This is a genomic window from Variovorax sp. SRS16 (assembly GCF_901827165.1).
Classification (GTDB): Bacteria; Pseudomonadota; Gammaproteobacteria; order Burkholderiales; family Burkholderiaceae_C; genus Variovorax.
Window position 1 is genome coordinate 447,369 of sequence record NZ_LR594666.1, and the last position, 25,319, is coordinate 472,687.

The 25,319-nt window shown below is 64.5% G+C and carries 25 protein-coding genes; 17 read left to right on the forward strand and 8 right to left on the reverse strand.

Features of this window, described 5'->3' with window-relative positions; translation table 11 throughout:
* Positions 1-4 precede the first annotated feature (4 nt).
* Genes E5P2_RS02200 through E5P2_RS02215 form a run of 4 tightly spaced genes read left to right on the forward strand, consistent with a single transcriptional unit; the run spans position 5 to position 4,417 of the window.
* Entirely contained in the window at positions 5-1,480 is a 1,476-nt protein-coding gene (locus tag E5P2_RS02200; RefSeq protein ID WP_162565537.1) for an NAD-dependent succinate-semialdehyde dehydrogenase, read from the forward strand.
* A gap of 21 nt (positions 1,481-1,501) precedes the next feature.
* Positions 1,502-2,392, forward strand: coding sequence for an NAD(P)-dependent oxidoreductase (locus E5P2_RS02205; RefSeq protein ID WP_162565538.1), 891 nt, complete (start codon positions 1,502-1,504; stop codon positions 2,390-2,392).
* A gap of 22 nt (positions 2,393-2,414) precedes the next feature.
* Entirely contained in the window at positions 2,415-3,449 is a 1,035-nt protein-coding gene (locus tag E5P2_RS02210; protein ID WP_162565539.1) for an aldo/keto reductase, read from the forward strand.
* Entirely contained in the window at positions 3,446-4,417 is a 972-nt protein-coding gene (locus E5P2_RS02215) for a Bug family tripartite tricarboxylate transporter substrate binding protein (RefSeq protein WP_162565540.1), read from the forward strand. The genes E5P2_RS02210 and E5P2_RS02215 overlap by 4 nt, the downstream gene beginning before the upstream one ends.
* 96 nt (positions 4,418-4,513) lie before the next feature.
* Here the strand turns inward: E5P2_RS02215 and E5P2_RS02220 are convergent, their stop codons facing one another.
* Together E5P2_RS02220 and E5P2_RS02225 are read right to left on the reverse strand one after the other, a co-directional pair.
* Positions 4,514-5,506, reverse strand: coding sequence for an aldo/keto reductase (locus tag E5P2_RS02220; protein WP_162565541.1), 993 nt, complete (start codon positions 5,504-5,506; stop codon positions 4,514-4,516).
* A 50-nt stretch (positions 5,507-5,556) separates the two neighbouring features.
* The gene (locus E5P2_RS02225) at positions 5,557-6,381 is read right to left on the reverse strand and encodes an SDR family NAD(P)-dependent oxidoreductase (protein WP_162565542.1); all 825 of its coding nucleotides are present in this window, start codon (positions 6,379-6,381) and stop codon (positions 5,557-5,559) included.
* A 220-nt stretch (positions 6,382-6,601) separates the two neighbouring features.
* On the opposite strand from E5P2_RS02225, the gene E5P2_RS02230 reads away from it, so the two are divergent.
* The 4 genes from E5P2_RS02230 to E5P2_RS02245 are packed head-to-tail and all read left to right on the forward strand — an operon-like array spanning position 6,602 to position 10,212.
* On the forward strand, positions 6,602-7,600 hold the full coding sequence (locus tag E5P2_RS02230; RefSeq protein WP_162565543.1) for a tripartite tricarboxylate transporter substrate binding protein: 999 nt from the start codon (positions 6,602-6,604) through the stop codon (positions 7,598-7,600).
* Positions 7,601-7,625: 25 nt separating this feature from the next.
* On the forward strand, positions 7,626-8,201 hold the full coding sequence (locus E5P2_RS02235; protein WP_162565544.1) for a nuclear transport factor 2 family protein: 576 nt from the start codon (positions 7,626-7,628) through the stop codon (positions 8,199-8,201).
* Between the two features lie 45 nt (positions 8,202-8,246).
* Complete coding sequence (locus E5P2_RS02240) at positions 8,247-9,269, forward strand: isopenicillin N synthase family dioxygenase (protein WP_162565545.1); 1,023 nt, start codon at positions 8,247-8,249, stop codon at positions 9,267-9,269.
* A 49-nt stretch (positions 9,270-9,318) separates the two neighbouring features.
* The gene (locus E5P2_RS02245; RefSeq protein WP_162565546.1) at positions 9,319-10,212 is read left to right on the forward strand and encodes an alpha/beta hydrolase; all 894 of its coding nucleotides are present in this window, start codon (positions 9,319-9,321) and stop codon (positions 10,210-10,212) included.
* Positions 10,213-10,224: 12 nt separating this feature from the next.
* On the opposite strand, the gene E5P2_RS02250 is transcribed toward E5P2_RS02245, so the two are convergent.
* The 5 genes from E5P2_RS02250 to E5P2_RS02270 all read right to left on the reverse strand — a co-directional run bounded on the left by E5P2_RS02250 (position 10,225) and on the right by E5P2_RS02270 (position 15,449).
* A complete protein-coding gene (locus E5P2_RS02250; RefSeq protein WP_162565547.1) occupies positions 10,225-10,794 on the reverse strand; it encodes a DUF2889 domain-containing protein in 570 nt (189 codons plus the stop codon).
* A gap of 71 nt (positions 10,795-10,865) precedes the next feature.
* On the reverse strand, positions 10,866-12,128 hold the full coding sequence (locus E5P2_RS02255; RefSeq protein ID WP_162565548.1) for a Rieske 2Fe-2S domain-containing protein: 1,263 nt from the start codon (positions 12,126-12,128) through the stop codon (positions 10,866-10,868).
* Positions 12,129-12,319: 191 nt separating this feature from the next.
* Positions 12,320-13,321: a Bug family tripartite tricarboxylate transporter substrate binding protein gene (locus tag E5P2_RS02260; RefSeq protein ID WP_162565549.1), complete on the reverse strand. Its 1,002-nt coding sequence runs from the start codon at positions 13,319-13,321 to the stop codon at positions 12,320-12,322.
* 185 nt (positions 13,322-13,506) lie between these two features.
* Entirely contained in the window at positions 13,507-14,256 is a 750-nt protein-coding gene (locus E5P2_RS02265; RefSeq protein ID WP_162565550.1) for an enoyl-CoA hydratase/isomerase family protein, read from the reverse strand.
* On the reverse strand, positions 14,253-15,449 hold the full coding sequence (locus E5P2_RS02270; RefSeq protein WP_174262634.1) for a CaiB/BaiF CoA transferase family protein: 1,197 nt from the start codon (positions 15,447-15,449) through the stop codon (positions 14,253-14,255). Before E5P2_RS02270 ends, E5P2_RS02265 begins: the two co-directional genes overlap by 4 nt.
* 400 nt (positions 15,450-15,849) lie before the next feature.
* Between E5P2_RS02270 and E5P2_RS02275 the strand changes: the two genes are divergently transcribed.
* Together E5P2_RS02275 and E5P2_RS02280 are read left to right on the forward strand one after the other, a co-directional pair.
* Positions 15,850-16,050, forward strand: a complete 201-nt coding sequence (locus E5P2_RS02275) for a hypothetical protein (RefSeq protein ID WP_162565552.1) — start codon at positions 15,850-15,852, stop codon at positions 16,048-16,050.
* 147 nt (positions 16,051-16,197) lie between these two features.
* Positions 16,198-16,518 (forward strand): hypothetical protein, encoded by a 321-nt coding sequence (locus E5P2_RS02280; protein ID WP_162565553.1) that lies wholly within the window; start codon positions 16,198-16,200, stop codon positions 16,516-16,518.
* A 36-nt stretch (positions 16,519-16,554) separates the two neighbouring features.
* Here the strand turns inward: E5P2_RS02280 and E5P2_RS02285 are convergent, their stop codons facing one another.
* Positions 16,555-17,553 carry a LysR family transcriptional regulator gene (locus E5P2_RS02285; protein ID WP_162565554.1) on the reverse strand — a complete coding sequence of 333 codons (999 nt, stop codon included), beginning with the start codon at positions 17,551-17,553 and terminating at the stop codon, positions 16,555-16,557.
* 131 nt (positions 17,554-17,684) lie between these two features.
* Here E5P2_RS02285 and E5P2_RS02290 point away from each other — a divergent pair, with 131 nt between their 5' ends.
* The 7 genes from E5P2_RS02290 to E5P2_RS02320 all read left to right on the forward strand — a co-directional run bounded on the left by E5P2_RS02290 (position 17,685) and on the right by E5P2_RS02320 (position 25,307).
* On the forward strand, positions 17,685-19,220 hold the full coding sequence (locus E5P2_RS02290; protein WP_162565555.1) for a M81 family metallopeptidase: 1,536 nt from the start codon (positions 17,685-17,687) through the stop codon (positions 19,218-19,220).
* Between the two features lie 41 nt (positions 19,221-19,261).
* A complete protein-coding gene (locus tag E5P2_RS02295; protein ID WP_443083498.1) occupies positions 19,262-20,863 on the forward strand; it encodes an ABC transporter substrate-binding protein in 1,602 nt (533 codons plus the stop codon).
* A gap of 22 nt (positions 20,864-20,885) precedes the next feature.
* Complete coding sequence (locus E5P2_RS02300; RefSeq protein WP_162565557.1) at positions 20,886-21,803, forward strand: polysaccharide deacetylase family protein; 918 nt, start codon at positions 20,886-20,888, stop codon at positions 21,801-21,803.
* A 19-nt stretch (positions 21,804-21,822) separates the two neighbouring features.
* Positions 21,823-22,761: a polysaccharide deacetylase family protein gene (locus tag E5P2_RS02305; protein ID WP_162565558.1), complete on the forward strand. Its 939-nt coding sequence runs from the start codon at positions 21,823-21,825 to the stop codon at positions 22,759-22,761.
* A gap of 7 nt (positions 22,762-22,768) precedes the next feature.
* Complete coding sequence (locus E5P2_RS02310; RefSeq protein WP_162565559.1) at positions 22,769-23,533, forward strand: SDR family NAD(P)-dependent oxidoreductase; 765 nt, start codon at positions 22,769-22,771, stop codon at positions 23,531-23,533.
* Positions 23,530-24,258 (forward strand): SDR family NAD(P)-dependent oxidoreductase, encoded by a 729-nt coding sequence (locus tag E5P2_RS02315; RefSeq protein ID WP_162565560.1) that lies wholly within the window; start codon positions 23,530-23,532, stop codon positions 24,256-24,258. The genes E5P2_RS02310 and E5P2_RS02315 overlap by 4 nt, the downstream gene beginning before the upstream one ends.
* Positions 24,259-24,410: 152 nt before the next feature.
* Positions 24,411-25,307 carry an aldo/keto reductase gene (locus tag E5P2_RS02320; RefSeq protein ID WP_162565561.1) on the forward strand — a complete coding sequence of 299 codons (897 nt, stop codon included), beginning with the start codon at positions 24,411-24,413 and terminating at the stop codon, positions 25,305-25,307.
* The last annotated feature ends 12 nt before the right edge of the window (positions 25,308-25,319 follow it).

Below are 25,319 nucleotides of genomic sequence, written 5' to 3' on the forward strand. Positions count from 1 at the left end.
CATCATGAACCTCCGACATCCCGAACTCTTTCGTCAGCAATGCCTGGTGGACGGCGCATGGGTCAATGCCTCCGGCGGCGAAACCATTCAGGTCATCAATCCGGCCGACGACAGCGTGCTGGGCTCGGTGCCGCGCCTGACGGCCATGGACGTACGCGCGGCCGTTCAGGCAGCCGATCGGGCCCTCTCGCCCTGGCGCCAGACCAGCGCCAAGGAAAGGTCGCGGCTGATGCGGCGCTGGTTCGATCTGTGCATGGCGCACCAGGACGATCTTGCGATGCTGCTGACGCTCGAGCAAGGCAAGCCGCTGCTGGAAGCCAAGGGAGAGATCGCCTACGGCGCCAGCTTCATCGAGTGGTTCGCCGAAGAGGCCAAGCGCGTCTACGGCGACGTCATCCCCGCGGCAACGATGGACCGCCGCATCGTCGTGCTGAAGCAGCCGGTGGGTGTGGTGGCCGCCATCACGCCCTGGAACTTCCCCAACGCGATGATCACCCGCAAGGCGGGAGCGGCACTGGCGGCAGGGTGCACCATCGTCATCAAGCCGGCCTCGGCCACGCCGTACTCCGCGCTGGCACTCGGGCAACTCGCTCTCGAGGCGGGCATTCCGCCCGGGGTGATCAACGTGGTGACGGGGTCGGCCGCCACCATCGGGCAGGAACTCACGTCCAACCCGACCGTGCGAAAGCTGTCATTCACAGGCTCGACCGAGGTCGGCAAGCAGCTGATGGCGCAGTGCGCCGCGACCGTGAAGAAGGTCTCCATGGAGTTGGGCGGAAATGCCCCCTTCATCGTCTTCGACGATGCCGACCTCGATGCGGCGGTCGCCGGCGTGATGGCCTCCAAGTTTCGCAACGCGGGCCAGACCTGCGTGTGCGCCAACCGGATCTTCGTGCAGGACGGGATCTATGAACGCTTCGCGAACAAGCTGAAAACCGTCGTCGAGGCGCAGGTGGTGGGCAATGGCATGGACGAAGGCGTCCATCTTGGGCCGCTGATCGACGACGCGGCCGTCGCGAAGGTGCGCGAGCACATCGACGATGCGGTGTCCCTGGGAGCGACCGTCATCACGGGTGGTGCCTCGCATCGGCTCGGCAAGCGATTCTTTACCCCGACCATCCTCGCCAACGTCTCGCCGAAATCGAAGCTGATGTACGAGGAAACCTTCGGCCCGGTGGCTCCCCTGGTGCGCTTCAAGTCCGACGACGAAGCGATCGCCATGGCCAACGACACGCCGTTCGGTCTGGCCGCCTACTTCTATACGCAGGACTACGCCCGCGCATGGCAAGTGGCCGAGGCGCTGGAAGTCGGCATCGTGGGGCTCAACGAGGGACTGATCTCGACGGAACTTGCCCCCTTCGGCGGAATCAAGGAGTCGGGCGTCGGCCGCGAAGGCTCCAAGTACGGCGTGGACGACTACCTTGAGATCAAATACGTGTGTGCCGGTGGGCTGTCGCGCAGTCCGCTCGCGGCGCGCTGAGCCCACTTGCAAAGGAAAGACATGACTGCAAAGAAAATCGGATTGATCGGTGTCGGATTGATGGGCCATGGCATCGCCACCAACATCGTCAAGCACGGGTACTCGCTCTCGTTCCTGGAGCATCCCGGAAACCAGCCCACTGACGCATTGAAGGCCGCGGGCGCTCGAAGCCATGCGCGCGGCCGCGACCTCGCCGCCGAGGTGGACGTGCTGCTCCTGTGCGTCACCGGTTCGCCGCAGGTCGAAGATGCGCTGCTTTCCGATGGCGGCGTGCTGCAGGGCATGCGGCCGGGCACCGTGATCATCGACTGTTCGACGGCCATTCCGGAGTCGACGGAAAGGCTGGCGGCGTTGGTGCATGAAGCCCATGGCCTCTTCATCGACGCGGCCATGACACGCACGCCGAAAGAAGCCGCCGAGGGGCGACTCAATCTGCTGATCGGCGGGGATGCCGATGTGATCGCCGAATGCCGTCCGCTGCTTTCTTGTTTCGCGGAGAACATCACGCACGTGGGGCCGGTGGGATCGGGACACAGGATGAAGCTGCTTCACAACTATGTGTCCCTTGGATCGGTGGCGCTGATCGCAGAGGCGGCCGCCTGTGCAGAGCGTGCGGGCGTGGCGCCGGAGATCTTCATCCAGGTCCTGTCGCAGGGCGGCGGCGCAGGAACGGCGCTCGAGCGGCTGAAGCCCTTTCTCCTGTCGAGAGACCCGAAAGGACTTCAGTTCACCGTCTCGAATGCCTTCAAGGACATCGGCTACTACGTCGCATCGGCGCAGGCGAGTGGCGCCGCCCTTGCGATTGCCAAGGGCGTCCACGAAACCCTGGAAAGTGCGCTTCAACAAAAGCCTTCGGCATTGATGCCGGAGCTGGCCGAAATACTCGTCAACGCGAAAGCGGGCGACAAATAGATCGCCCTCACGCCATCCAAAAATGAGCTCTGACGCCATCTATCGGCCCCTCGGACAAAGCGGCCTGCGCGTTCCGTCCCTGTGGCTCGGCACCATGATGTTCGGCGGCCCGACAGACGAAGCCGAGGCCCGGGAGATCGTGGCGGCCGCGCAGGATGCCGGGCTGAACGCCATCGACACCGCTGACAACTACTGCGGCGGGGAGTCCGAGCGAGCCGTCGGCCGTCTCATCGCCTCGAACCGCTCGCGCTGGGTGGTGGCCACCAAGGTTGCAAACCCTGTCGGCAATGAACCCAACGACCGCGGGCTGTCGCGGCGATGGCTCATGCAGGCGGTCGACCACAGCCTGGGCCGCCTGCGGTCGGAGTGGATCGATCTCTACTACATGCATCGTGACGATGAAGTGACGCCTGTGGAGGAAATCGTCGGGACCATGGCCCGCCTTATCGAGCTCGGGAAGATTCGCTACTACGGCGTCTCGAACTTCCGCGCGTGGCGCGTCGCCCAACTGGTCGAGACAGCACGCCGGATGGGCGTTCCGCAGCCCATCGCCTGCCAACCTCCTTACAGCGCCGTCAATCGCCAGATCGAAACCGAACTGCTTCCGGCATGCCAGCACTATGGCGTGGGCGTCATCGCTTACAGCCCTTTGGCGCGCGGCGTGCTGTCCGGCAAGTACCGGCCGAACGAAGCGCCCGACCCGGCCAGCCGGGCAGGACGCGGTGACAAGCGATTGCTCCAGACCGAGTTCCAGCCGCGCGCCCTGACGCTCTCGCAAGAGTTCAAGGAATTCGCTTCGCAACGTGGGTTGAGTCCCGTGTCCTTTGCGATGGCGTGGGTGCTCAACAATCGCCACGTCAACGGTGTCATCGGTGGCCCGCGCACCCTCGCGCAATGGAAGGAATACATCGCGGCCCTGTCCGTGCGCCTCACCCCGAGTGACGAAGCGTTTGTCGAACGTTGCGTGCCGGCAGGCTATGCGGCGACCTATGGGTACACCGACCCCCAATACCCATTGGATGGTCGAGCGCCGCGGAACCACGAGGATACAAAATGAAAACGAGACTACTGACCTGTACCTTGGTCACCACGGCATTGGCGACTGCGACCGTTTTGGCTTTCGGTCAGGACAAAGGCTTTCCGAATCGGCAGGTGACGCTCGTCGTACCCATTGCCGCCGGCGGCGGTGGCGACGGGGTCGCGCGCGCAATTGCCGAAGGGCTTTCGAAGGAAATAGGCTTTCCCGTCATCGTGGAAAACAAGCCAGGCGGAAATGGCGTGTTGGCCGCCAACATCGTTGCGAAGTCTCCCCCTGACGCCCACACGGTTCTTTTGGGATTCAGCGGCGTGGTGCAGAACGCGGCTCTGCGCAAGGACATCCCGAACGTCCTTCCTTTGCTGCAGCCTGTGGGTCAGATGGTTTCGAGCGGGTTCTCCTTCGCGGTGAGCCCGTCCTTGAACGTCGCGAACTTGCAGGATCTGATCAAGAGCGTCAAAGCCAGCAATGCGATCATCGACTACGGCACCAATGGCGTGGGGTCTACGCAGCACATCGATGGCCAGCTCTTCGGCAAGCAAGCCGGGATTCGAATGGAGCATGTGCCTTTCAAGGGCGGCGAAGTCGAGTCGCTCTCCGCCGTCATGAGTGGAACGATACAGGCGGCCTTCGGTTCTCCCGGCGTTTTCAAGACTTACCAGGACACAGGCAAGGTCAAGATCCTTGCCGTCACCGGCGCGAAGCGCAGTCCGGCATTGCCCCATGTGCCGACATTTGCAGAGTCGGGGTATGCCAACCTCGATATCGTGGGCTGGATCGGCGCCTTCGTCAGCAAGGCGACACCGGATGCTGAGGTCGCGCGATTGAGCACGGCATTGCAACGCGCATTGCTCAATCCGCGCGTGAAGGAACGCATTGCCTTCATCGGCTTCAACGTCGACTTCACGGGCACAGACGACTTCAAGCGCCAGATCGATTCGGAGATGTCGCGCTGGGCCATCCTCGGCAAGGACGTCAAGCTCGACTAGCGCGCTTTGCGGGCCTTCCGCCGCGCTGCGTCTTTCGTGGCGCGGGCGCTGTCGAAGCGCCCGGACAAAGAACGAAAGCGCCGAGGCCGGTCGGACCTATTTGTCCAGCATGGCCATCGCGGAGGGCGCGTAGCGATTCCCGACGATCACGAAGGACTGGATGAGCTCGGCGATTCGCCCGAGTTCGTCTGCCGTGAGCTGGATCTGCGCGGCCGCCATGTTCTCACGGAGGCGCTCGGAGCGCTTGGTACCCGGGATCGGCACGATCCAGGGCTTCTGCGCAAGCACCCAGGCGATCGCCAGTTGCGAGGACGTCACGCCGCGTTCCGTGGCGATCGCGGAAACCGCTTCGACCAGCGCAATGTTCTGCTTTCGATTCTCGGCCGCGAACCTCGGGTTCGCGTTGCGGGCATCGCCGGCTTCGAAGGTGGTTTCGAGATTGACCGCCCCGGTCAGGAAGCCTCGGCCCAGCGGGCTGTAGGCGACGAAACCAATTCCCAGCTCTTCCAGCGTCGAAAAGATCGCAGCCTCGGGCTCGCGCTCCCACAGCGAATATTCGCTCTGCACGGCGGTCACCGGCTGAACGGCATGGGCGCGGCGAATGGTCGATGCACCCGCTTCCGAAAGCCCGAAGTGCCGCACCTTGCCTTCCTTGATCAGATCGGCGACGGCGCCGGCCACATCCTCGATGGGAACCGCGGGATCGACCCGGTGTTGATAGAACAGGTCGATGACATCGGTGCGCAGGCGCTTGAGCGAGGCCTCGCAGGTCTTGCGGATGTGCTCCGGACGGCTGTTCAGTCCCGTGACAGAGGGCTTGCGGGTCGGGTCGATCTGAAAGCCGAACTTCGTTGCGATGAGCACCTTTGCTCGGACTTCGGCCAATGCTTCTCCGAGCAACTCTTCATTGTCGAACGGGCCGTAGACCTCCGCGGTGTCGAAGAAATTGATGCCGGCATCCGCAGCCTCGCGAAGCAGGCTCAGGCATGCCTCGCGATCCGTCGACCCATAGCTTCGGCTCATCCCCATACAGCCGAGTCCGATGGTCGTGACTTCCAACCCGCTCTTGCCCAGTGCTCTCTTCAACATTCTCTTTTCCTCGTTCAACAAGATTCAAAAACCGCAGTGATTCGATTGCTTCAGGACCGCCCGGGGGCGGTTGCAGGGCGCGATGCCGACTTGGCCATCGGCCGCAACATCCCGATGCCGGCTCCGCCGTCGACAGGAAGGACCACGCCGGTGATATGCGTTGCCATCGGCGAGGCGAGAAACAGGATGGCGCTTGCGATGTCGGACGGCGATCCTGCCCGGCCCAGAGGAATCTCCGCAGCCTGTGATTGCCAGAACTCCTCGTCGTTGGCATCCAGAAGACGCGGCGTGCGCGTCAGACCCGGCGCCACGACGTTCACGCGAATGCGTCTGGGCGCCAGATCCTGGGCGGCGCCCCGCGCAAGGTGGTGCAGCGCCGCCTTCGCCGACGCGTAGGCCAGCAATTCGCCGCCGCGGACCCATGAGCCCGCCATCGAGCCCACCAGAACAATGCTTGCGCCCGGGACGAGAAGCGGGGCACCCATCTGGATGGCCAGGAAGGCATGGCCCACCACCAGGTCGAACTGGCGCTGCCAACTGCTGTCGTCGAGGGTCTCCAGGGTCTTGCCGACGCCGATGCCGACGACATCGACGATGCCGTCGAGACGGTTGCCGAATTCACTGGCTGCCATGGCGAATACCTTCTGGATGTCGGCACGCGAGGTGACGTCCGCGACGCAAGGAACGCCACGCGTCGCCTCGGCAATCGCGCGTGCACGCGCTTCGTTCGAATCCACACACAGGACTCGGGCGCCGCATTGCGCGAGTGCATGCGCGGACTGCTCGCCAATGCCTTGCCCCGCGCCGAGAACGACAAAAGCCTTGCCATCCAGGCGCAACATCGGGGCGAATTCGGGAATATCTTGTCTGGTCACAGGGTCGCAATCCTCAGGGTGTTCGACGATTGTGCGAGTGAGCGCGTCGCCCCTGCCAGCAACTTTTTTCTATGCCGCCATCTGATTTGCCGCTTTCGATGTGCAATCGCCAAATCCGATTGCGGCATAAAAACATACACGTGTTCAGCGGCGCGCAGCCTGACTAGACTCCGCCGCGCCGGAGAAAGACTCTGCGCATTCTCGCCACAAGGACACAGACATGAGACAACCTCCATCCAGCATCGTGTGGTCGCGCCGGCGCGTACTGTCCGTCGCAACCGGATTGATTGCCGCGAATCTCGCCGCGCCGGCGCGCGCGCGCGCATTTCCCGATCGACCCATACGGCTCATCGTCGGCAATCCTCCAGGCGGCATCAACGACCAGATCATGCGCGCGGCTGCGGTCGACGCCGGCAAGAAGCTCGGTGAATCGCTGATCATCGTCAACAAGCCAGGGGCCGGCGGCGTGATCTCGTTCTTGTCGCTCAAAGGCTCGCCGCCGGACGGGTACACGATCGGTGTGACGACGCCTCCGCTGTGGCGGCAGCCCGTCATTGAGGATGTCGACTACGACCCGATCAAGGACTTCACCTACATCATCAATATTGCCGAGACTGTCTTCGGGATTGTCGTACCACAGGATTCGCCGTTCAAGACCTGGGCCGACGTTCTGGCTTACAGCAAGGCCAATCCGGGCAAGCTCTCTTATGGCGCCCCTCCCGGGCAGAACCAGACTTCCCACATCATGGTGGAGGGGATGGCTCGAAAGGAGAAGATGCAATGGGTACCCATCGGCTACAAGGGAAGCGCCGAAAGCATTCCGGCAATGATGGGCGGCTACGTCGCCTTTTCGATGGAGCCCATGGTCAGCATCAGCTCGCTGGTCCGTTCAGGCAAGGCGCGCCTTCTTGCGGTTGCCACGCCGACCCGGCTGAAAAGCTGGCCCGAGGTGCCGACATTGAAGGAACTCGGGTATCCGAGCATCATCGACAGCCCTACGGGACTGGCAGGTCCGGCAAACATGCCACCCGACATCGTGAAGACGCTTCACGACGCATTCAAGTATGCGATGGAACAACCGTCCTTGATTTCCGTGCTCAGCCAATCGGATCAAAGTCCGCGCTACATGGGATCTGAGGAGTACACGAAGTACGTTGTTCGAGCCGCGAAGGAGCAGCGTGATCTCCTGGTGAGCTACGGCATGGCCAAGAAGAAGTGATCGCCACCTGAATCGGTTCCTGCCAATGGAAAAGACGAACGACTACTCGCCGTCGAGGCTCGCCGCCCGATCGGCAATTCAGGACATCGAATATCGCTGGTGCCGTGCGGTCGATCGCCGCGACTACGCGGCGATACCCGGTCTGTTCCACGCCGATGCCTATGACGACCACGGATCGTACCGCGGAGACATTGCAGGGCTGGTCCAGTGGCTCAGAAAGCGTCACGAGTCCGTGGTGCTTTCGATGCACCAGATTGCCAACATGCTCATCGAGTTTGTCGACGATGACAACGTGCTGGTGGAAGCCTATCTCACGGTCGTTCAGAGGTATGCGCCCGGCGCTGCAGGCGCCCTGGCGCCGAAAAGCAGGCCGTTCCTCGGGCAGAGTCACGTGGACCTGATCTCGCGCTCGCGCTACATCGACCGGCTGGAGCGCCGCGAGGGTGAATGGAAAATCCTGCGCCGAACCTTCGTCCAGGATTGGAAGCAGATCCTGGAACTGGCGCACGCGCCTGAAGACAGCCCGAACGCGATATCGGGCCGACGCGGCCTGGACGATCCCGTTTTTTGCGAACGCCGGGAAATGGGATTCGGGGACTGAGGCCCCGGGCGAATTGAACGCCGGTTCTGTATGGAAAGAGTCAACATGACAACGTCGCTGACAATGACCAAGGATTCCTCCGAGGTCGCCATTCTGGATATCGCCGACCTGAGGCATCCGGATCTCGATGTTCGCCGCCGCCTGGGACGCGAACTGGTTCGCGCCTGCACGGAGGTGGGCTTTTTCTACATCGTCAATCACCAGCTTCCGCAGACCCGGATCGACAGGATGTTCGAACTCACGCGGCGCTTCTTCGACCTTCCTTCCGAGGACAAGCAAGCGGTGTCCATGGCCCGCAATGACCACTTCAGTGGCTATCTGCCTCAAAAGCTGTCCGGGGATGCGAACTTGAAAGGAACGCTGATGGAAGCGTTCCATGCCTGGATGGAGCCGGCGGACGGCCGGAAACAAAGCTTCGCAGGCAAAGAGATGAGCAACGCCAATGTCTGGCCGCGACCGCTGCCCGATATGCAGACAGAGGTGACGCAATATATCGATGCGGTGGCCCGGTTGACGCGTGACCTGCTCAAGGTCGCAGCACTCGGAATCGATCTGCCAGAGGAGACCTTTCTTTGCTTCTTTCAATCACCGCTCTCGTTGTTGCGGCTCATCCACTATCCACCGCAAGACTCGACAGACCTCGTCGATGGCCGCTTCGGCATCAGGCCGCACACCGACAACTGTGCATTGACGCTCCTGCTCCAAGATGATGTCGGTGGATTGCAGATTCTCGGCAAAGACAGGGAGTGGATCGACGTCACGCCGATACCCGGAAGCTACGTCATCAACCTTGGCGAAACGATGAAGCTATGGACCAACGGGTTGTTCAAGGCAACGCCGCACCGTGTCATCAATCGCTCGGGCAGGCAGCGTTACTCCATCGCGTTCTTCATGAATGCGGACGACAACGCCCGCATCACGCCGATGCTTCAGGAGGCCCGCTCGGGAGGCGTGGAACCCGTCTTTCATTCGACCGTGCCTTTGGATGATGAGTCGACGGCGGGTGAAGTCCTCCATCGGCTGTATGCACGGATCTATCCCTCGTCGAGTTCAAACCACTCGGCATGACGACGCGATTCGCAGTTGATCGAACGCACTAACCCAAGGAGCTTCACCCATGACAAATGAGTCGGTCCAGGCGATACGACGCGAGATCGCCAAGTTCGGCGCACGTTTTGACGAGTCGCTCAACAAGGCGACGAGAAGCTTGTACGAGCCGCATCTGGATCGTGCGAACGCCAGGACGGAGACGCTCGACCTTGCCTATGGCCCGCACGAGAGGAATCGCCTGGATCTGTTCAGCGATGGCGGCGTCGACCTGCCGATCGTGCTTTTCGTGCATGGTGGTGGATTCATCGCCGGCGACAAGCGGTCGACCGATCACTTCTACGCGAACGTCGGAAGATACTTGGCGGCGAAGGGGTTCCTGTGCGCGACGATGAACTATCGGCTGGCCTCCACGGATGGCTGGCCAGCAGGCTCGGAGGATGTTGCAGCCGCGGTGAAATGGCTTTCCGGGAATGCGGGTTCCCACGGCGGTGATTCGTCGCGAATAGGTTTGTTGGGGCAGTCTGCGGGCTGCTGTCACGTGGCGGGCTATCTTTTCGATCCGCAGTCGTCCTCGATCGCGTCGACGCACGTAAGCGCAAGCGCGCTGCTGAGCGGCTACTACGTCGTCAAGCCGCCTTTGTCGCCTGGGCAGCAGGCCTATTTCGGAACCGATGCCAGTCGATTCGTGGAGCGCTCGCCGGCGACCCATGTCGCCAGCAACGCGGTGCCAGTACTTCTGTCTCTCGCGGAGTTCGATCCGCCCCAGATTGCGCAGCAAACGCTGGAGTTTGCCGCCGCACTGACGGCGTCGCGAGGCGCCTGTCCTGCGATGCATTGGCTCGCCGGGCACAATCACGTTTCCAGCGCCCTTAGCCTTGGGACAGTGGATCGAGAAGTGGGAAATCTGCTGACCGGCTTCTTTTCCGAGCACCTCTCGAAGGTCGCCGCGACCAGGCTGTGATGCCTCCGGCTGCTATTTGCGCCAGCCGACGAACTGCGGAAATCTGCGAGCGATCAGCGAACCGTCGAAGTCCCAGGCAAGGCACTGGCCCATGTGAGGGCCGGGCTTGTCTTGAGCGTAGACGGGCACGCCCTCGCGGCGCTTCTGCATGTTGCGGTAGGGCATGATGGTCTGAAAAGCCACGGTCGCGATCGCATAGAGCAACTCGCGCACATGGGTACAGCCGCGGACGTCGCCCATGGCCTCTTCCACCGCCTTGCGCCAACCGGCACTGCACGACGCGCCGACCAACGCGGCCAGCGGCGGTTCGGCAGCGGGGCATTCGGGAAAAGGCGTCTCGGTCATTGCGGCTACGGCTTCGCGGACCGTCATGCGGTCGTCCAGCGTCAGCCGCACGCGCATATGGTGCACGGACTGGCCCGGCTCCCGGTGCCGGCCGTCGGGGTTGGTGAAGGGATAGGTCTTGGTATCGACCAGTTCCCCCTCGATGTCCCACAGGTCGTCAGCGCGCAGATAGCCGCATGTGGTCACCTGCCGGGTGTGAATCAGTTCCCGCGCGACAGAGTGGGGCAATTCGGTCATGGCGCGTCGTCTCCTTTTGGCACTCTGCTGGATCGTTGGTGTCGGCCTTCTTCGATCACCGCGAAGGAGCCCTACGAGATGGCCTTCGGTATGAATTCCTTCCAACCGATTCCCGCCGGCGCGGTTTCATGGATGCCGTGCAGGTGCGCAATGGATTGGGTTGCGCTGCTCGGCCGTTCACCGCGTTCCGCCTGCTGGCACATCTTCAGGAGCGACCGATAGAGCAGCGCCACGCCCACATCCGGCGCACACAGGGTTTCCTTGTCCCGCGGCCGGATGGTGCCCGCGGTCACGCCTACGACAGCATCCTCGAGCGTCAGCGTGGACAGGCCCGAGAAGCTGCCGTTTTTCATGGCGACGCGGTCTTGGTGCCATCCGTTCTCTTTGCTCATTCTGCGGGGCGTTTCGTATGCCGTTCTGGAGAAGCCGTGCGCGTCCAGCAGCGCTGGCGTTCTGCCCACGAGCTCCAATTGCTTGGTGCGCAACGGCTCCTCGCCAAACTTCCGCTCCCCATCCCACCAGAGCGTGTAGAACGCGGACTTTTCATCCGTGAGCGGAACAACCCCGGTTGCTTGATCGCCATTCGGATTCAGGACCCAAAAGGGCAGCATGAAAGGGGCGATCCGGATTTGCGCCTCGCCATTGACTTCGCGAACAGCCGCGTAGTACATGCCGAAGTCGGTGGCTTCGGCGCCAATCACAGGCGCGGCGTCGAACGCCATATGACTGGTCTTCGTCGCGAAGTTCAGGTCGCTGCTTGCCGCGCGCTCAAGAAAGCTCTTGTGCAATACCGAGAGATGCGCGCTGTCGATCAATCCCTCGATGAGTTGAACGAAATTGCAGCCGATGACCGATCGCGTATGCAAACGCATTGACGCATCCGCGTTCATCCATGGAAAGTCCGGCAGCGGCGGCGGATCGCCGTCGCCCAAGTAGGCCCAGATCAGTCCTCCAGCTTCACGCACCGGATAAGCGTGTGCCTTGAGGCGAGACTTGAATGCCGGATCGATGACGTTCGGCGTCTCGAGCACCTTTCCCTCGGTCGAGAACACCCAGCCATGGTAAATGCAACGAATGCCGCCGGATTCGACGCGGCCGACAGTGAGCGATGTCGCACGGTGCAGGCACAACTCGTCAAGCAATCCCACTTTTCCGGCGCTGTCTCGAAACGCCACGAAACTCTGGCCGACCAGTTCCACCTGGACGGGGTCGCCGTCTGGCCCGGGCAGATCCGAACTCGAAAGTGCGGGCAGCCAGTGGTACCGCAACGCCTTGCCCATGGGTGTGCCGGGGCCGACCCGGCACATCCGCTCGTTGTCTTCCTTGGAAAGCATGCTTTTCTCCGTTGAGAATTGGCGTCCTCCGTTGCGTGAGAGCGGCCGCCAACTGTGTAAAAGGGCGATTTTGGTTTTGCGAACCGACGCATGGTGTGACTTTTTCCGTGAGAGCCATCGGCGAATCCACTGGCCGGCCTTCGCCTTTGTGGACTGTGTTCTCTCGGCGAATGTCTTCCAAGGGCATCGGCTCAGGTCTTTTTTGCGAAGCCGTATTTGGTCAGCAGAATGCGTTGCTCGACTTGCGCCTTGACGGCAAACTGGGTGTAGTCCGAGGTATTTAGATATTGAGGCTTCTGGCCGGCCTTCTCCATGAGCGAGATGAAGGCCGACTGTTCCGTGGCAAAGAGGAAGGCATCCTGAATCTTCCGCACCACGTCCGGCTGCATGTGGGCGGGGCCGCTGATTCCGAATTGACTGTTGATGGAAATAGGGTAGCCGAGGTCGCGCATCGTTGGAACGCTCGGCCAGTTCGCGACCCGGGCGTCCGTCGCCATGGCGAGCAGTCTGATCTTTCCTGCCTGTATCTGGCCCAGCGCACCGATCAGAGTGTCGGTAGAAAATGTGAGCTGACCGGACAGCAGCGCGGTCACGCAGTCATTGCTGGCTCTGAACGGCACCGGAGTCCATTCGACCTTCTCGCGAGACGCGAGTTCGGCGGTGAACATGTGGGCACTGTTGCCAAGGCCCGACGGCGCACCGTAGAACACTTTCTTGGGATTCGCCTTGGCCCAGGCCAGGAGCTCAGCCCATGTGTTGAACGGCGACTCGGCCGCAACCATGACGGCAAAATTGATACCTCCTATTCCGGCAATCCACGTGAAGTCCTTGACGTCTTCGTAGCCTACGTTCTCCAGGATGGGCTGGCGAATCGTACTGAGGCCCGAAATAACCAGCGTGTATCCGTCAGGCGGTGCAAGTTTCGTCTGAACGAAAGCCGGTGTGCCTCCGGCCCCGGATTTGTATTCGAGAATGATCGGCTGGCCGAGCTTCTTCTCTGCTTCGCGCGCAGCTGCGCGCCCGACTGCGTCGTACATGCTGCCCGGGGGGCTGGGAACATACAGCTTGATCGGCTTCGTGGGATAGGCGCTCTCTTGCGCAAAGCTGCCTGTTGCGCCTGTTGCCAGAAGTGTGGCGGCCAGTTGGCCGAAGCTGCGCCGGGTGATCGTGTGCTTTTCGCCTTGGTGATTCATCGCTTGTCTCTCTCAGTATTTGTTTGGGACGGACCGATGACGGCTCCATGGCACTCGCGGGATGCGCACGGAGAAAGCAATGGGAGGAACCGCCATGCGGCAGTCTAGGAAGCGTTGGATCGGCCGAAAAGCAATAGTTATGGATGGCGCTATCGGAATCTTCGATGCCGCGGAGCGGCGCCGCATCAGCGGCCGCTGAACTTCGGCGCGCGCTTTTCGGCCCAGGCGGCGCGGCCTTCCTGCAGGTCGGCAGATTCGCGAGCGGCGTTGCAGTCGCGAGCGATCTCGGTCGCATCCGCCGTGCCGCGCGCAATACGGTTCAGGTTCTTCTTCATGCCCAACAGCGCAATGGGCGCCATGCCGGCCAGCGTGGTCGTGAGTTTGGCGGCGGCCATGGCGAGGTCGCCGGGCTCCACGAGCTGGGTGAGGTATCCGATTCGGTGCATCTCGGTCGCATCGATGCGCTCGGCGGTGAGGTACAGGCGCTTGGCAGCATCCAGGCCGATGCGCTCCACATAACGTTGCAAGCCGGTCGCGTAGTAGTGCAGGCCGAGCCGCGCGGCAGGATTGAACATGTCGCCGCCGGTGACGCCGATGCGGAAGTCGCAAGCCAGGGCCAGGTCCACGGCGCCGCCATACAGCCCGCCGTGGATCACCGCGATGGTGACCGGCCGCGCCAGTTCCAGTGCATCGACCAGGGTGCCGAAGCCTATCGCAAGCCTGTCGCCGATCTTGCCGATGTCGAAGCCGCTGCAGAAGTATTTGCCACCGGACTGCAAGCGCAATACCAGCACTTCGGCCAGGGCGTTGACGGTCGCTATGTGCGCGTAAAGAGTCGCAAGATCGTCCGGCGTCAATCGATTGGCCTTGTCGGGACGCTGCAGGGTGATGGTCGCGACGGCGCCGTCCATGGTGAGCAGCGGCGACCCGTTCATGTCACGACCTCGGCGGCGCGCATCGCGGCGATCTCGTCGTCCCCATAACCCAGTTCGGTCAGCAATTCAGTGCTGTGTTCGCCCGGGTCCGGACCGGCATGGTGGAAGGCTTCGGGAAATGGAAAGGCTGACAGGTTGATGGGCGAGCGCACCAACTGCATCTCGCCGAGTACCGGATGGGTCGCTGGGCGGGTCATGCGCAGGTGGCGGGTCTGGGGGTCCTCGAAAGCCTGGCCGATCGTGTAGACGGGCCCACAGGGCACGCCCAAAGGATTGAGCCGTGCCACCAGTTCGGACACGGTGAATGCAGAGGTCACGCGGTTGAGGTCGGCGTTGAGTTCGTGCCGGTGGGTGAAGCGGTTCGCACGACTCGCATAGGCAGGCCGAGTGGCCAATTCAGGCGCGTCGAGCGCTTGGCACAGGTTCTGCCACATGCGTTCGGTCATGGCGGCGAGATTCACCAGACCATCTTTGGCGTCGAAGGTGCCCATGGGCGCCAGGGTGGGATGGAAATTGCCCTCCTGTACCGGCACCTCGCCCGCGACGGTATAGCGGGCTCCCTGGAAGTCCAGTTTGCTGAGCATGCCTTCCAACAGCGAGGTGTGCACCCATTGCCCTTCTCCCGTATGGGCCCGGTGCAGCAAGGCCATCAGGATGCCCTGGCCCAGGAACATGCCCGCAGTGGTGTCCGAGATGGCGATGCCGACGCGCGTGGGTCGGGTGCCTGGCTCGCCCGTGACGGACATCAGCCCGCTCATGCCCTGCATGATCTGATCGACGCCGGGTCGCTCGGCGTAGGGGCCGGTCTGGCCGAAGCCCGAAATGCTGGCCAGGATGATGTCCCGCTTGACCTTGCGCAGCTGCTCGTAGTCCAGTCCGAGGCGCGTCTTCACCTCGGCGCGGAAGTTCTCCACGACCACGTCGGACTGCATCACCAGCCGGCGCAGCACCTTCGCGCCCTCGGGCGACTTCAGGTCCACGCAAAGGCTGCGCTTGTTGCGGTGCATGTTCTGTTCGTCGGGTGCCCGTCGCTTTCCCGTGACCGAGCCTCGGTTCTGCTGGGGCGGCGCCTCGATCCGGATCACTCGTGCGCCCCAGTCGGCCAAGAGACGCACCGCGACCGGGCCGGCGCGGGCGATGGTGAGGTCCAGCACGGTGTAGTCGGAGAGAGGCAATTTCGATTCTTGTGTCATGGTCAAGAAATGCGAACATCCGTTCTGGGTATCTGCAGATCACAGAGACCCGTTGTGATCCGTCGTCTCGCATCGTCGTTGGTTCCAGATGGCGCACAGGTACCGATGGTGCGAGGCGGCGTCTGTCGATGTCTCCCTGCGGCGCAGTCTATGGCGCGCTGTCGAAGTGCGTTCCGAGAAATCCTGATGACTCAATCGCTTTTCCAACGACATGTTTTGCGAGGGCGATGCTTGGCCGGCGGTACGCCGCGTCGCGGATCATTCGGAGGGAGGCGAGGTCGTCACTGCGTGATCGCCAAGTGATCGCGGCCGCAGGGCATAGCGCCGTATGATGGGGTCGTGTTCATCGAACACGCGATGAAGGTCTCGTTTTACTTCTCTCTCTCTTCTGGAGAACATCATGGGCATCCTGGACAAGTTGGAAGAAGTCGCTGGCGCCGTCGTGGCCGTCGAGGGTCTGAAGAAGTTGGATCCGAATGCGTCCATCCTGACCGAAGCTGCTGCGGCCGTGGCCGGATACAAAGGTGCAGAGCTGCTGAAGGACAAGCTGGAGAACCAGGACGAGGCGAGTGCCACGGATCAGCAGCCCCCTTCCACCTGAACTGATCGCGCATGCTCCGCGGCGCTCTTGATCGGGCGCCGGACCGGCGCGAGAACGTCCGCGTCGGTGAGAGCCAGGACATGTGGGTCGACGTGGCCAACGATTCCGCCGTGACAGACCCGAAATGGGTCGGTCCATGCATGCGATATGACAACCGACGAAAAGCCCACGATACGGATATTGCTGCACGCACCGACGGGCAGCGCCCTGCAGCGAGCTCGCAACAACGCGGCGAACATTCTCAAGGATGATCCTGCGGCGGACGTGCGCATCGTGGTCAATGCCGAGGCCGTGGCGGCCGCGCTGGACCAGCCGGATCCGGCGGCCGATGCGCGGACGTGGGTGTGTCCGAACACATTGCGTCGCCTGTCCCGCGAGCCGGCAGCCTCGATGACCGTGTTGCCGCACGCGGCCGCTCTGGCGCTCGCCCTGCTGCAGCGGGAGGGTTGGATCTATGTTCGCGCGTGAGACCGGCCCTCGCGGACGCGCGTACCGCCCGCCCACTCAACCGTGGTGGCTTCCGATCTCCGCCGGCTCGTGCCGCACATCGGTCGTGAGAAGCCCCGCGTGCTTCGCCCGCCGCATGATGAAGTCGATGAATGCCGCAGCGGACCTGCGCGGCCTCAGCACCGCGTTGCGGACCACCATCACGGGCTCGACGCGGCTGGCGAGATTGAAGCGCAGTGTCTTCGCCATGCCCACCGACACCAGCTGCGCCGCGATCCGCGCCGGCAGCACGGCCAGGAAGTTCGCGTTGCGCAGCACATAGAGCGTCATCGGAACATCGCTGGTCCGGATGCCGCGTGTCGGCGCCTGCAGGTCGTGCGCCTGGAAGGCGGCCTCCAGGTGATACTGCAGCCGCGAGCCCCATGCGGGCAGCACCCATTGCTGCTGCGTCAGCGCCTCGGCGCTGATCTTCGGGCTGCGCAGCAGAGGATGGCCGGGGCTCGCGACGACGACCAGCCGCTGCCCGTTGACCACCGGCGTGCTCAGCAGCTCGCTGCGTTCGAAGCGCGGATCCTTGTAGGCGAACAGCAGGTCGAGTTCGCCCTCCGTGATCTGGTCGATCAGGTCGTCCACGGCGCCTTCGGCCACGTTGACGCTGACGAGCGGATTGGCCTCGTGGAATTCGCACACGGCCTGCGCAAGCAGCGGCTGCACCGACAGCGTCCGGTAGGCGATGGTCAGCCGGCCCCGGGTTCCTTCGCGCGTCGATTGCACGAACTCCGCCATCTGCGTCAGCTGGGCGCCGACGAAGGTGGCGCAGCGAATGACCTCCTCGCCCAACTCGGTCGGGTGCATGCCGCGGCGGCCGCGTTCGAACAGCTCGGCGCCCGCGATCTCTTCGATCTCGGCCAGGGTCTTCGAGATGGCCGCCGGGCTCACGTGGAAGCGTTCCGCCACTCGCGCCAGACTGCCGAGCTCGCTCAGCGCGACGACGATCCGCAGGTGGCGCAGCTTGAGCCGGGAGACGAGAGTGTCGACCGAAGGACGGAGGGACATGGCGCGCAGCGGAGCAGGGTGGGAGCCTTTGGATGTTAACCAGATGCTCAACTCTCCTGCAGAAAATCTCACTTCTGGTTGTTTCCTGCTGGTTCTAGACTGGACTTCTTTTCACGCCGAAGTCAGTTGCCATGCGCTTTGTGATTGCCGTGATACGGCACGAAACCAATACCTTCTCGCCGATCCCTACGCCCCTCGGCGCGTTCTCGCGCGGCACCGGCGTCGTCGGCCCGGCCTATGGCGAAGCGGCGGTCGCGGCCTGCCGCGGGACGGCCTGTGCGGCGGCCGCGTTCATGGACATCGCGCGCGCGCAGGGCGACGAGTTCGTGATGCCGCTGCTGGCGAGCGCGGTCCCGAGCGGCACGGTGACGGCACAAGCCTTCGAATCGATGGCCGCCACCGTCCTCGAGGCGATCGGGGAAGGCTGCGACGCGGTGATGCTGGACCTGCACGGCGCCATGGTGGCCGAAGGCTTTCCCGACGCGGAGGGCGAGTTGCTGCGGCGCATCCGCGCCATCGCGCCGACGATGCCGATCGCGGTCGCGCTGGACTTCCACGCCAACCTCAGCGCGGTGCTGATGGCCCACGCCACGGTGATCACCGGCTACTGCACCTACCCCCACACGGACATGTACGAGACCGGCGTGCGCGCGGCCCGCACCCTGATGGCCAGCCTGCGCGGGAATGCCGAGCCGCGCATCCTGTGGCGCACCTTGCCGATGCTCACCCACATGCTGTGCCAGACGCCGAGCCGCCAGCCGATGAAGGACATCATGGACCGCGCGATGCGGGCCGAGGCCGACGGCGAGGTGCTGAACGCCTCGGTCTTCGGCGGATTTCCGCTGGCGGACATCCCGCACGTGGGACTGGGCCTGGTCGTCGTGGCCGAGGCCGGCCGCCTCGAGGCCGCGCGGCGTCTTCTGGACGAACTGGCCGAGATGGCCTGGGCGCGGCGCGAGGACTTCGTCTATGCCGGCGAAGCACTGGAGCGCACCATCGCCCACGCCAAGACGCTGCGGGACGGGCCGATCCTGCTGGTCGACCACGGCGACAACTGCGGCGCGGGCGGGCCCACCGACAACATGCGCGTGCTGCGCGAGGTGTTCGACCAGGGGCTGGACGATGTCATCGCCGGGCCCTTCTGGGATCCGCAGGCCGTGGCCCGGATCATCGAGGCCGGAACGGGCAGCGAGCTCACGCTCGAGGTCGGCGGCAAGACCGACATGCCGGCGCTGGGCCTGAAGGGCGAGCCGCTGAAGCTCAGCGGCCGTGTCCGCTGCATCACGGACGGCAACTACCGCGTCACCGGTCCCATGTTCACCGGCGTGCAGTTGAGTCTCGGGCGCACCGCCGTCATCGACGTGCGCGGCGTGTCGGTCATGGTCTGCGAGAAGCCGCAGGAGCCCTTCGATGCCGGCGTGTTCACACATGCGGGCCTCGATCCGGCGAAGGCGCGCTACGTGCTGATCAAGTCGCGGCAGCATTTCCGCGCGGGTTTCGAGCAGGGTGCGAAGCACATCCTGATGGTGGCCGGCCCCGGCGTCTGCAGTTCCGACTACGCACTGTTTCCCTTCCGGCACCTGCGGCGCCCCATCTATCCGCTGGACGCGGACGCCGCGCTGGCGCATACCCTGTGCTACGAGGCGCCCGCCACCGAAACTGCCTGATCGTCGAAGTCATCGAAGTGTTCTGAAGAAAGAGGATGTCCATGCTGAACCAGCCCCTGACGCGCCGCGCGTCGCTCGTCCTGTCCGGCCTCGCCCTGGCCTCGCCCGCGACGGTCTTCTCTGCCAGCGCGCAGGAGATCAAGAAGGGCGGCACCCTGGTCGTCGCGACCACCGACTCGCCGCGCCATCTCAACGGCGCCGTGCAGTCCGGCTGGGCCACCGGCATGCCCTCCACGCAGCTGTTCGCGAGCCCGCTGCGCTATGACGACCAGTGGAAGCCGCAGCCCTACCTGGCCGAGAAGTGGTCGCTGGCGCCGGACGGCCTGTCGCTGACCCTGAACCTGCGCAAGAACGCGTTCTTCCACGACGGCCGGCCGCTCACCTCGGCCGACGTCGCCTTCTCGATCATGGCGATCAAGGCCAACCATCCCTTCAGCACCATGCTGGCGCCGGTCGAGAAGGTGGACACGCCGGATGCACACACGGCGATCATCCGGCTGCAGACGCCCCATCCCGCGATCCTGCTGGCGATGTCGCCCGGGCTCTGCCCGATCCTGCCCAAGCACATCTACGGCGACGGCCAGGATCTGAAGAACCATCCGCGCAACAGCAAGGACGTGGTCGGCTCGGGCCCCTTCAAGCTGGTCGAATGGAAGCAGAACGAGCGCATCGTGCTCGAGCGCTTCGACAAGTTCTTTCTCGAGGGCCGGCCCTACCTGGACAAGGTCGTCTTTGCGATATCGGCCGACGCGACCACCGCCACGCTCGGCGTCGAACGCGACGATGCGCAGATGATGCCCTTCTCCTCCAAGCCGGCGAACCTGAATCGCCTCGCCGGCAACAAGAAGGTGGCCGTGCTGTCCAAGGGCTATGAAGGTTTCGGCGGCGTCACCTGGCTCGCGTTCAACCTGACGCGCAAGCCCTATTCGGACATCGCGGTGCGCAAGGCGATCGCCCATGCCCTCGACCGCAATTTCATCGCCAAGGCGCTGCAGGGCGGCTATGCCGAACCGCTCGAAGGCCCGTTCCATCCCTCGAGTCCGTTTGCGACCAAGGACCTGGTGCACTATCCGCTCGACCTCAAGAAGGCCGCGCAGATCCTCGACCAGGCCGGCTACAAGCCCGGCGCCGACGGCGAGCGCTTCAAGATCGTGATGGACTACTTCCCGGGTGCCGACGAGTGGTCCAGGAACGGTGCGGAATACGCGCGCAGCCAGCTCAAGAAGATCGGCATCACGGTCGAGATCCGGCCCGAGCCCGACTTCCCGACCTGGGCCAAGCGGATGGCAGAGCACGACTTCGACGTCTCGCTCGACGGCGTCTTCAACTGGGGCGACCCGGTGATCGGCGTGCACCGCACCTACCTCTCGACCAACATCAAGCCGATCGTCTGGTCCAACACGCAGTCGTACAAGAACCCGAAGGTCGACCAGCTGCTCGAGCAGGCCGGCAAGGAAGTCGACCTGGCCAAGCGCAAGGCCGAGTACGCGGAATTCCAGAAGATCGTGACGGACGAACTGCCGCAGGCCTTCCTGACGACGCAGGGCTACCGCACCGTGGTCAGCAGCCGCATGGTGAATCCGCCGACCTCGATCTGGGGTGCCTTGTCGCCCTACGACGAGATCTACTTCAAGCCCGCATGACCCTCCGTCCGGTGACAGCGACATGACGGCCAGACCCCCGCAGGATGCCGGCGCGGCGAACACCGACGACGACGGCCGCGCCGCAGCCGCGGCGGCCCGCGCGTTCGAGGCGCGCCACGAGACCCTCGACGATTTCCGCTACCCCGACGGGATCCGGATCGCCGTCAACTTCACGGCCGACTTCGATGCGATGCTCTTTCGCCGCGCACTGAACGAGCCGCCGATGCAGAAGGCCAAGGGCGAATTCGGCGGCCGTGTGGGCATCTGGCGCCTGATCGAACTCTTCGATGCACACGGCGTGAAGGCGACCTTCTTCACGCCCGGCCGGATCTGCGAGCTCTACCCGCACTCGCTGCGTGCCGCTGCAGCGAGCGGGCATGAGCTGGCCGACCACATGTGGGAGCACCTGACACCGGAGAGCGACGAACTGCAGCGCGACCACATCGAAAGGACCGCGGCGGCGCTGGCCGGGATCTGCGGCCAGCGGCCGGTCGGCACGCGCAGCTACTACCGGCAAGCGCATCTCAAGGAGGCCGGCCATCTCTACAACAGCGAAGGCACGTCGAGCCGCCTGCCCTACTACGCGGCCGATGAAAAGCGGGAGAACTGCCTCCTGATCCTGCCCTTCCACTACGCGATCGACGATGCGCAGTTCTACAACTTCGGCTGGCTCAAGAGCGAGCCGCAGGCGCAGCGCCTGACGGATCCCGAGCGCATCATGGACATGTGGTGGAGCGCCTTCGAGCAGCAGTACGCGCTGGGCAACGGCTACCTGAACATCTGCCTGCATCCCTTCGTCTCGGGCCGCGCGCTGCGCACGCGCCTCTTGGGGCAGCTGATCGAGCGCATGAAGGAAAAGCCGGGCGTCTGGTTCCCGACCTGCGCGCAACTGGCGCGCTACGTGCTCGCCGAGTTCCCGCCCAAGTCCCTGAAATTCTGAAGCGAAGGACGCCGACACCATGCCGTGGAAAGAGGGCTACACCATCAGCGACGAGCGAACGCTGGCCGATGCGTCGATCCGCTGGCCGGGCGGCGCGCGATGCTGCGTGAAGATCGTGGTCAACCTCAGCCTCGCGAAAGGCCCGGCCGGCGTGCGTCCCGCGGACTTCGGCACCGACGACGCGTACTTCACGATGGGCGAGGGCCTCGATGCGCTGCTCGGCTGCCTCGCGCGCCACGACTTCAAGGCAACCTTCGCCGTTCCCGCGCGGGTCGCGCACGCCTGGCCGGCGCGGATCCGCGAGATCCTCGCCGCCGGCCACGAGATCGCCGCTCAAGGGCTCGCGCACGAGGACGTGAGCGGCCTCGACCGCGCCGACGAGCACGAGCGGCTGCGCCGCACCACCGCACTGCTGGCCGAGGTGACGGGCCAGCGTCCGGCAGGATGGTTCGCGCTGCCGAGGCCGGGCGATGCGTTCGCCGTCGGCACCATCAGCGAGTCCACCATGGACCTGCTGATCGACGAAGGCTATTCGTACATGGGCAACAGCCTGGCGGACGACATTCCGCATCACTGGGTGGTGGATTTCACGCGTCGCAAGAGCATCCTGGCGCTGCCCTACTACTACCATTTCGACGACCAGTTCTTCATGCTGTATCCGAGCCAGGGCTCGGGCCTGGAGAACCCGGATTTCCTGGACCGCAACCGGCGCCACGAATTCGCCGCGCAGCACGAGCGCGGCCGCTTCTTCGAGATGACCCTTCATCCGAAGAGCTCGGGCTGGCTTCATCGCCTGCATGCGCTGGAACAGTTTCTGCGCCACATGCGCAGCGCCGGCGACATCTGGAATCCCACCAGCCAGGCCTGTGCCGACTACTGGCTCGGCGCCTATCCCGCGAGCGCCACGCTGCAGCTCGAGAACAGCATCTGGCAGGACCATGCCGGCAGCCTGAGTTGAGATGATCATGCAGAAAAGATTCGAAGGCATGGCCGTGGTCGTGACCGGCGCGGGCTCCGGTCTCGGCCGCGATGCAGCCATCCGCCTCGCGCAGGAAGGTGCGAGGCAGCTGGTCCTCATGGACCTGAGTGCGCACGGCCTGCGCGAGACGGCCGAGTGCATCGGCCCTGCGGCATGCACCATCGTCTGCGACACGTCCTCGCCCGAACAGATGGCCGATGCCTGGGGCCGCCGCGAGGTTCCGGCCGAGCTGGACGTGCTGATGACGGCCGCCGGCACCATCGGCGACGGCAGCTCGATCGAGCATTGCAGCGTGGCCGAGTGGGACCGCATCTTCGACGTGAATGTGCGCGGCACCTTCCTCGCCATCCAGCACGCGCTGCCGCGGCTGCGGCGCAAGAAGGGCTGCATCGTGACCTTCGGTTCCACCGCCGGTCTCGCCGGCAGCACGGCACTCGGGCCCTATTCCGCCTCCAAGGGCGCGGTCGTCATGCTGACGCGCAGCGTCGCGGTGGTGCACGCCGCCGAGGGCATTCGCGCCAACTGCGTGTGCCCGGGCTCGATCGAGACGCCGATGCTCGATGCCGTCTTCGATGCGAGCGGCGACCCGCAGGCGCGTCAGGCCCGCGAGAGCCTGTACCTGCAACGCATCCCCTTCGGCCGCTTCGGCCGCGCGGCCGAGATCACCGAGGCCGCGCTGTTCCTCGCCAGCCCTGGCGCTTCGTACCTCACGGGCGTGGCGCTGCCGGTGGACGGGGGCCGCCTCGCATGAGACTGCAGGGACGGACCGCCGTCGTCACCGGTGCGAACCGTGGCATCGGCCGTGCCACCGTCGAGCGCTTCCTGGCCGAGGGCGCACGCGTGCTGGCGGTCGATCTGGACGTGCACGAGATCGGCCACCTTCCGGTCCATCGGCTCGCGGTCGACCTCGCGTCGGACGACGGTCCCTCGCGGGTCGCGGCCGAGGCGCGCGCGCTGGGGCCCGTGCATTGCCTGGTCAACAATGCCGGCATCGGTGCGGCCCGCTCGCTCGCGGACAGCGACGACGCGCTCATCGACCGCATGCTCGGGACCAATCTGCGCGCGGTGCTGCGGCTCACGCGCGACATGCTGCCCCTGCTCGATGCGGATGCGAGCATCGTCAACGTCGGCTCGGTTTTCGGCGAAACGGGCTACCCGACCTCGACCGCCTACGCGGTCACGAAGGCCGGCATTTCGCAGCTGACGCGCCAGCTGGTGGCCGACCTGTCGCCCAGCGGCGTGCGCGTCAATGCGGTGGCGCCCGGCGTGATCCGCACCGCCATGACGGCCGCGCGCATCGACGGCGACGAGGCCTACCGCAAGGCCATGGTCGGCGGCACGCCGCTCGCGCGCATCGGCACGCCCGAGCAGGTCGCGGCAGTCATCGTCTTTCTTTGCACCGAAGAGGCGGCCTTCGTGAATGGCCAGGTCATTGCCGTCGACGGCGGCTGGCTGGCCGCTCGCACGCACGCCTGAGCCGGCAGGCCAGCCGGCCTCGTGCGCCGGTCGGTCGCGGTGATGCGCGGCCACCGGCTCGCCATGGCCGGGTTCCCAAAATAGAATGAAGACAGGGCATGGCCCTTGGGGAACCCGTTCTTCCGGGGCCGCCGCGCGCAAGGAGACCTGCCATGACACGCATGACCCGGCGACGTTTTTCCGAGCTGGCCGCCGCGGCTCTGCTGCCAGCTCCGGCGCTCGCGCAGGACAGGTCGGTCCCGCTCCTCCGGCGCGCGATCCCGAGCAGCGGCGAACTGCTGCCAGCGGTCGGCCTCGGCACTGCCCAGGTGTTCGACCGCGACGACGCGCGCACCCGCGATGCCTCGATGCAGGTCGTGCGGACCTTGCTCGATGCGGGCGGAAGCCTCATCGATACCTCGTCGGTCTATGGCGATGCCGAGCAGGTGCTCGGCCAGGTGATGGCGGCCGGTGGCTGGCGCGACAAGGTCTTCGTCGCGACCAAGCTGGAGGCGCCGGACCCGGCCGAACTGGAACGCTCGCAGACGCGGCTCGCGACGCGTCGCATCGACCTGCTCCAGCTCCACAACGTGCGCGACCCGCGCCAGTCGCTGTCGCAGTTCAAGGCCTGGAAGGCGCAGGGCGTCTGCCGCTACATCGGCATCACGTCCACCTCGCACCGCGACTTCGCGGCGATCGAGGCGGTGCTCCAGCGCGAGAAGCCCGACTTCGTGCAGATCGATTATTCGCTCGACGACCGCGAGGCCGAGGGGCGCATCCTGCCGGCGGCCGCGGACGTGCATGCGGGCGTGCTGACGGCATTGCCCTTCGGCCGCGGCCGCCTTTTCCGCGCGGTGCGCGGCAGGCCGGTACCCGATTGGGCCGCGGACTTCGCGGGCAGCTGGTCGCAGTTCTTCCTGAAGTTCCTGCTGGGCGATGCGCGCGTCACGGCGGTGATTCCCGGCACCTCCGATCCGGCGCACATGGCGGACAACCTCGGTGCCATGCGCGGCCGGTTGCCGGATGCCGAAGAGCGCAGGAAGATGGTTGCCTTTGTCCAGAGCCTGTAGCGCCCGTGCAAG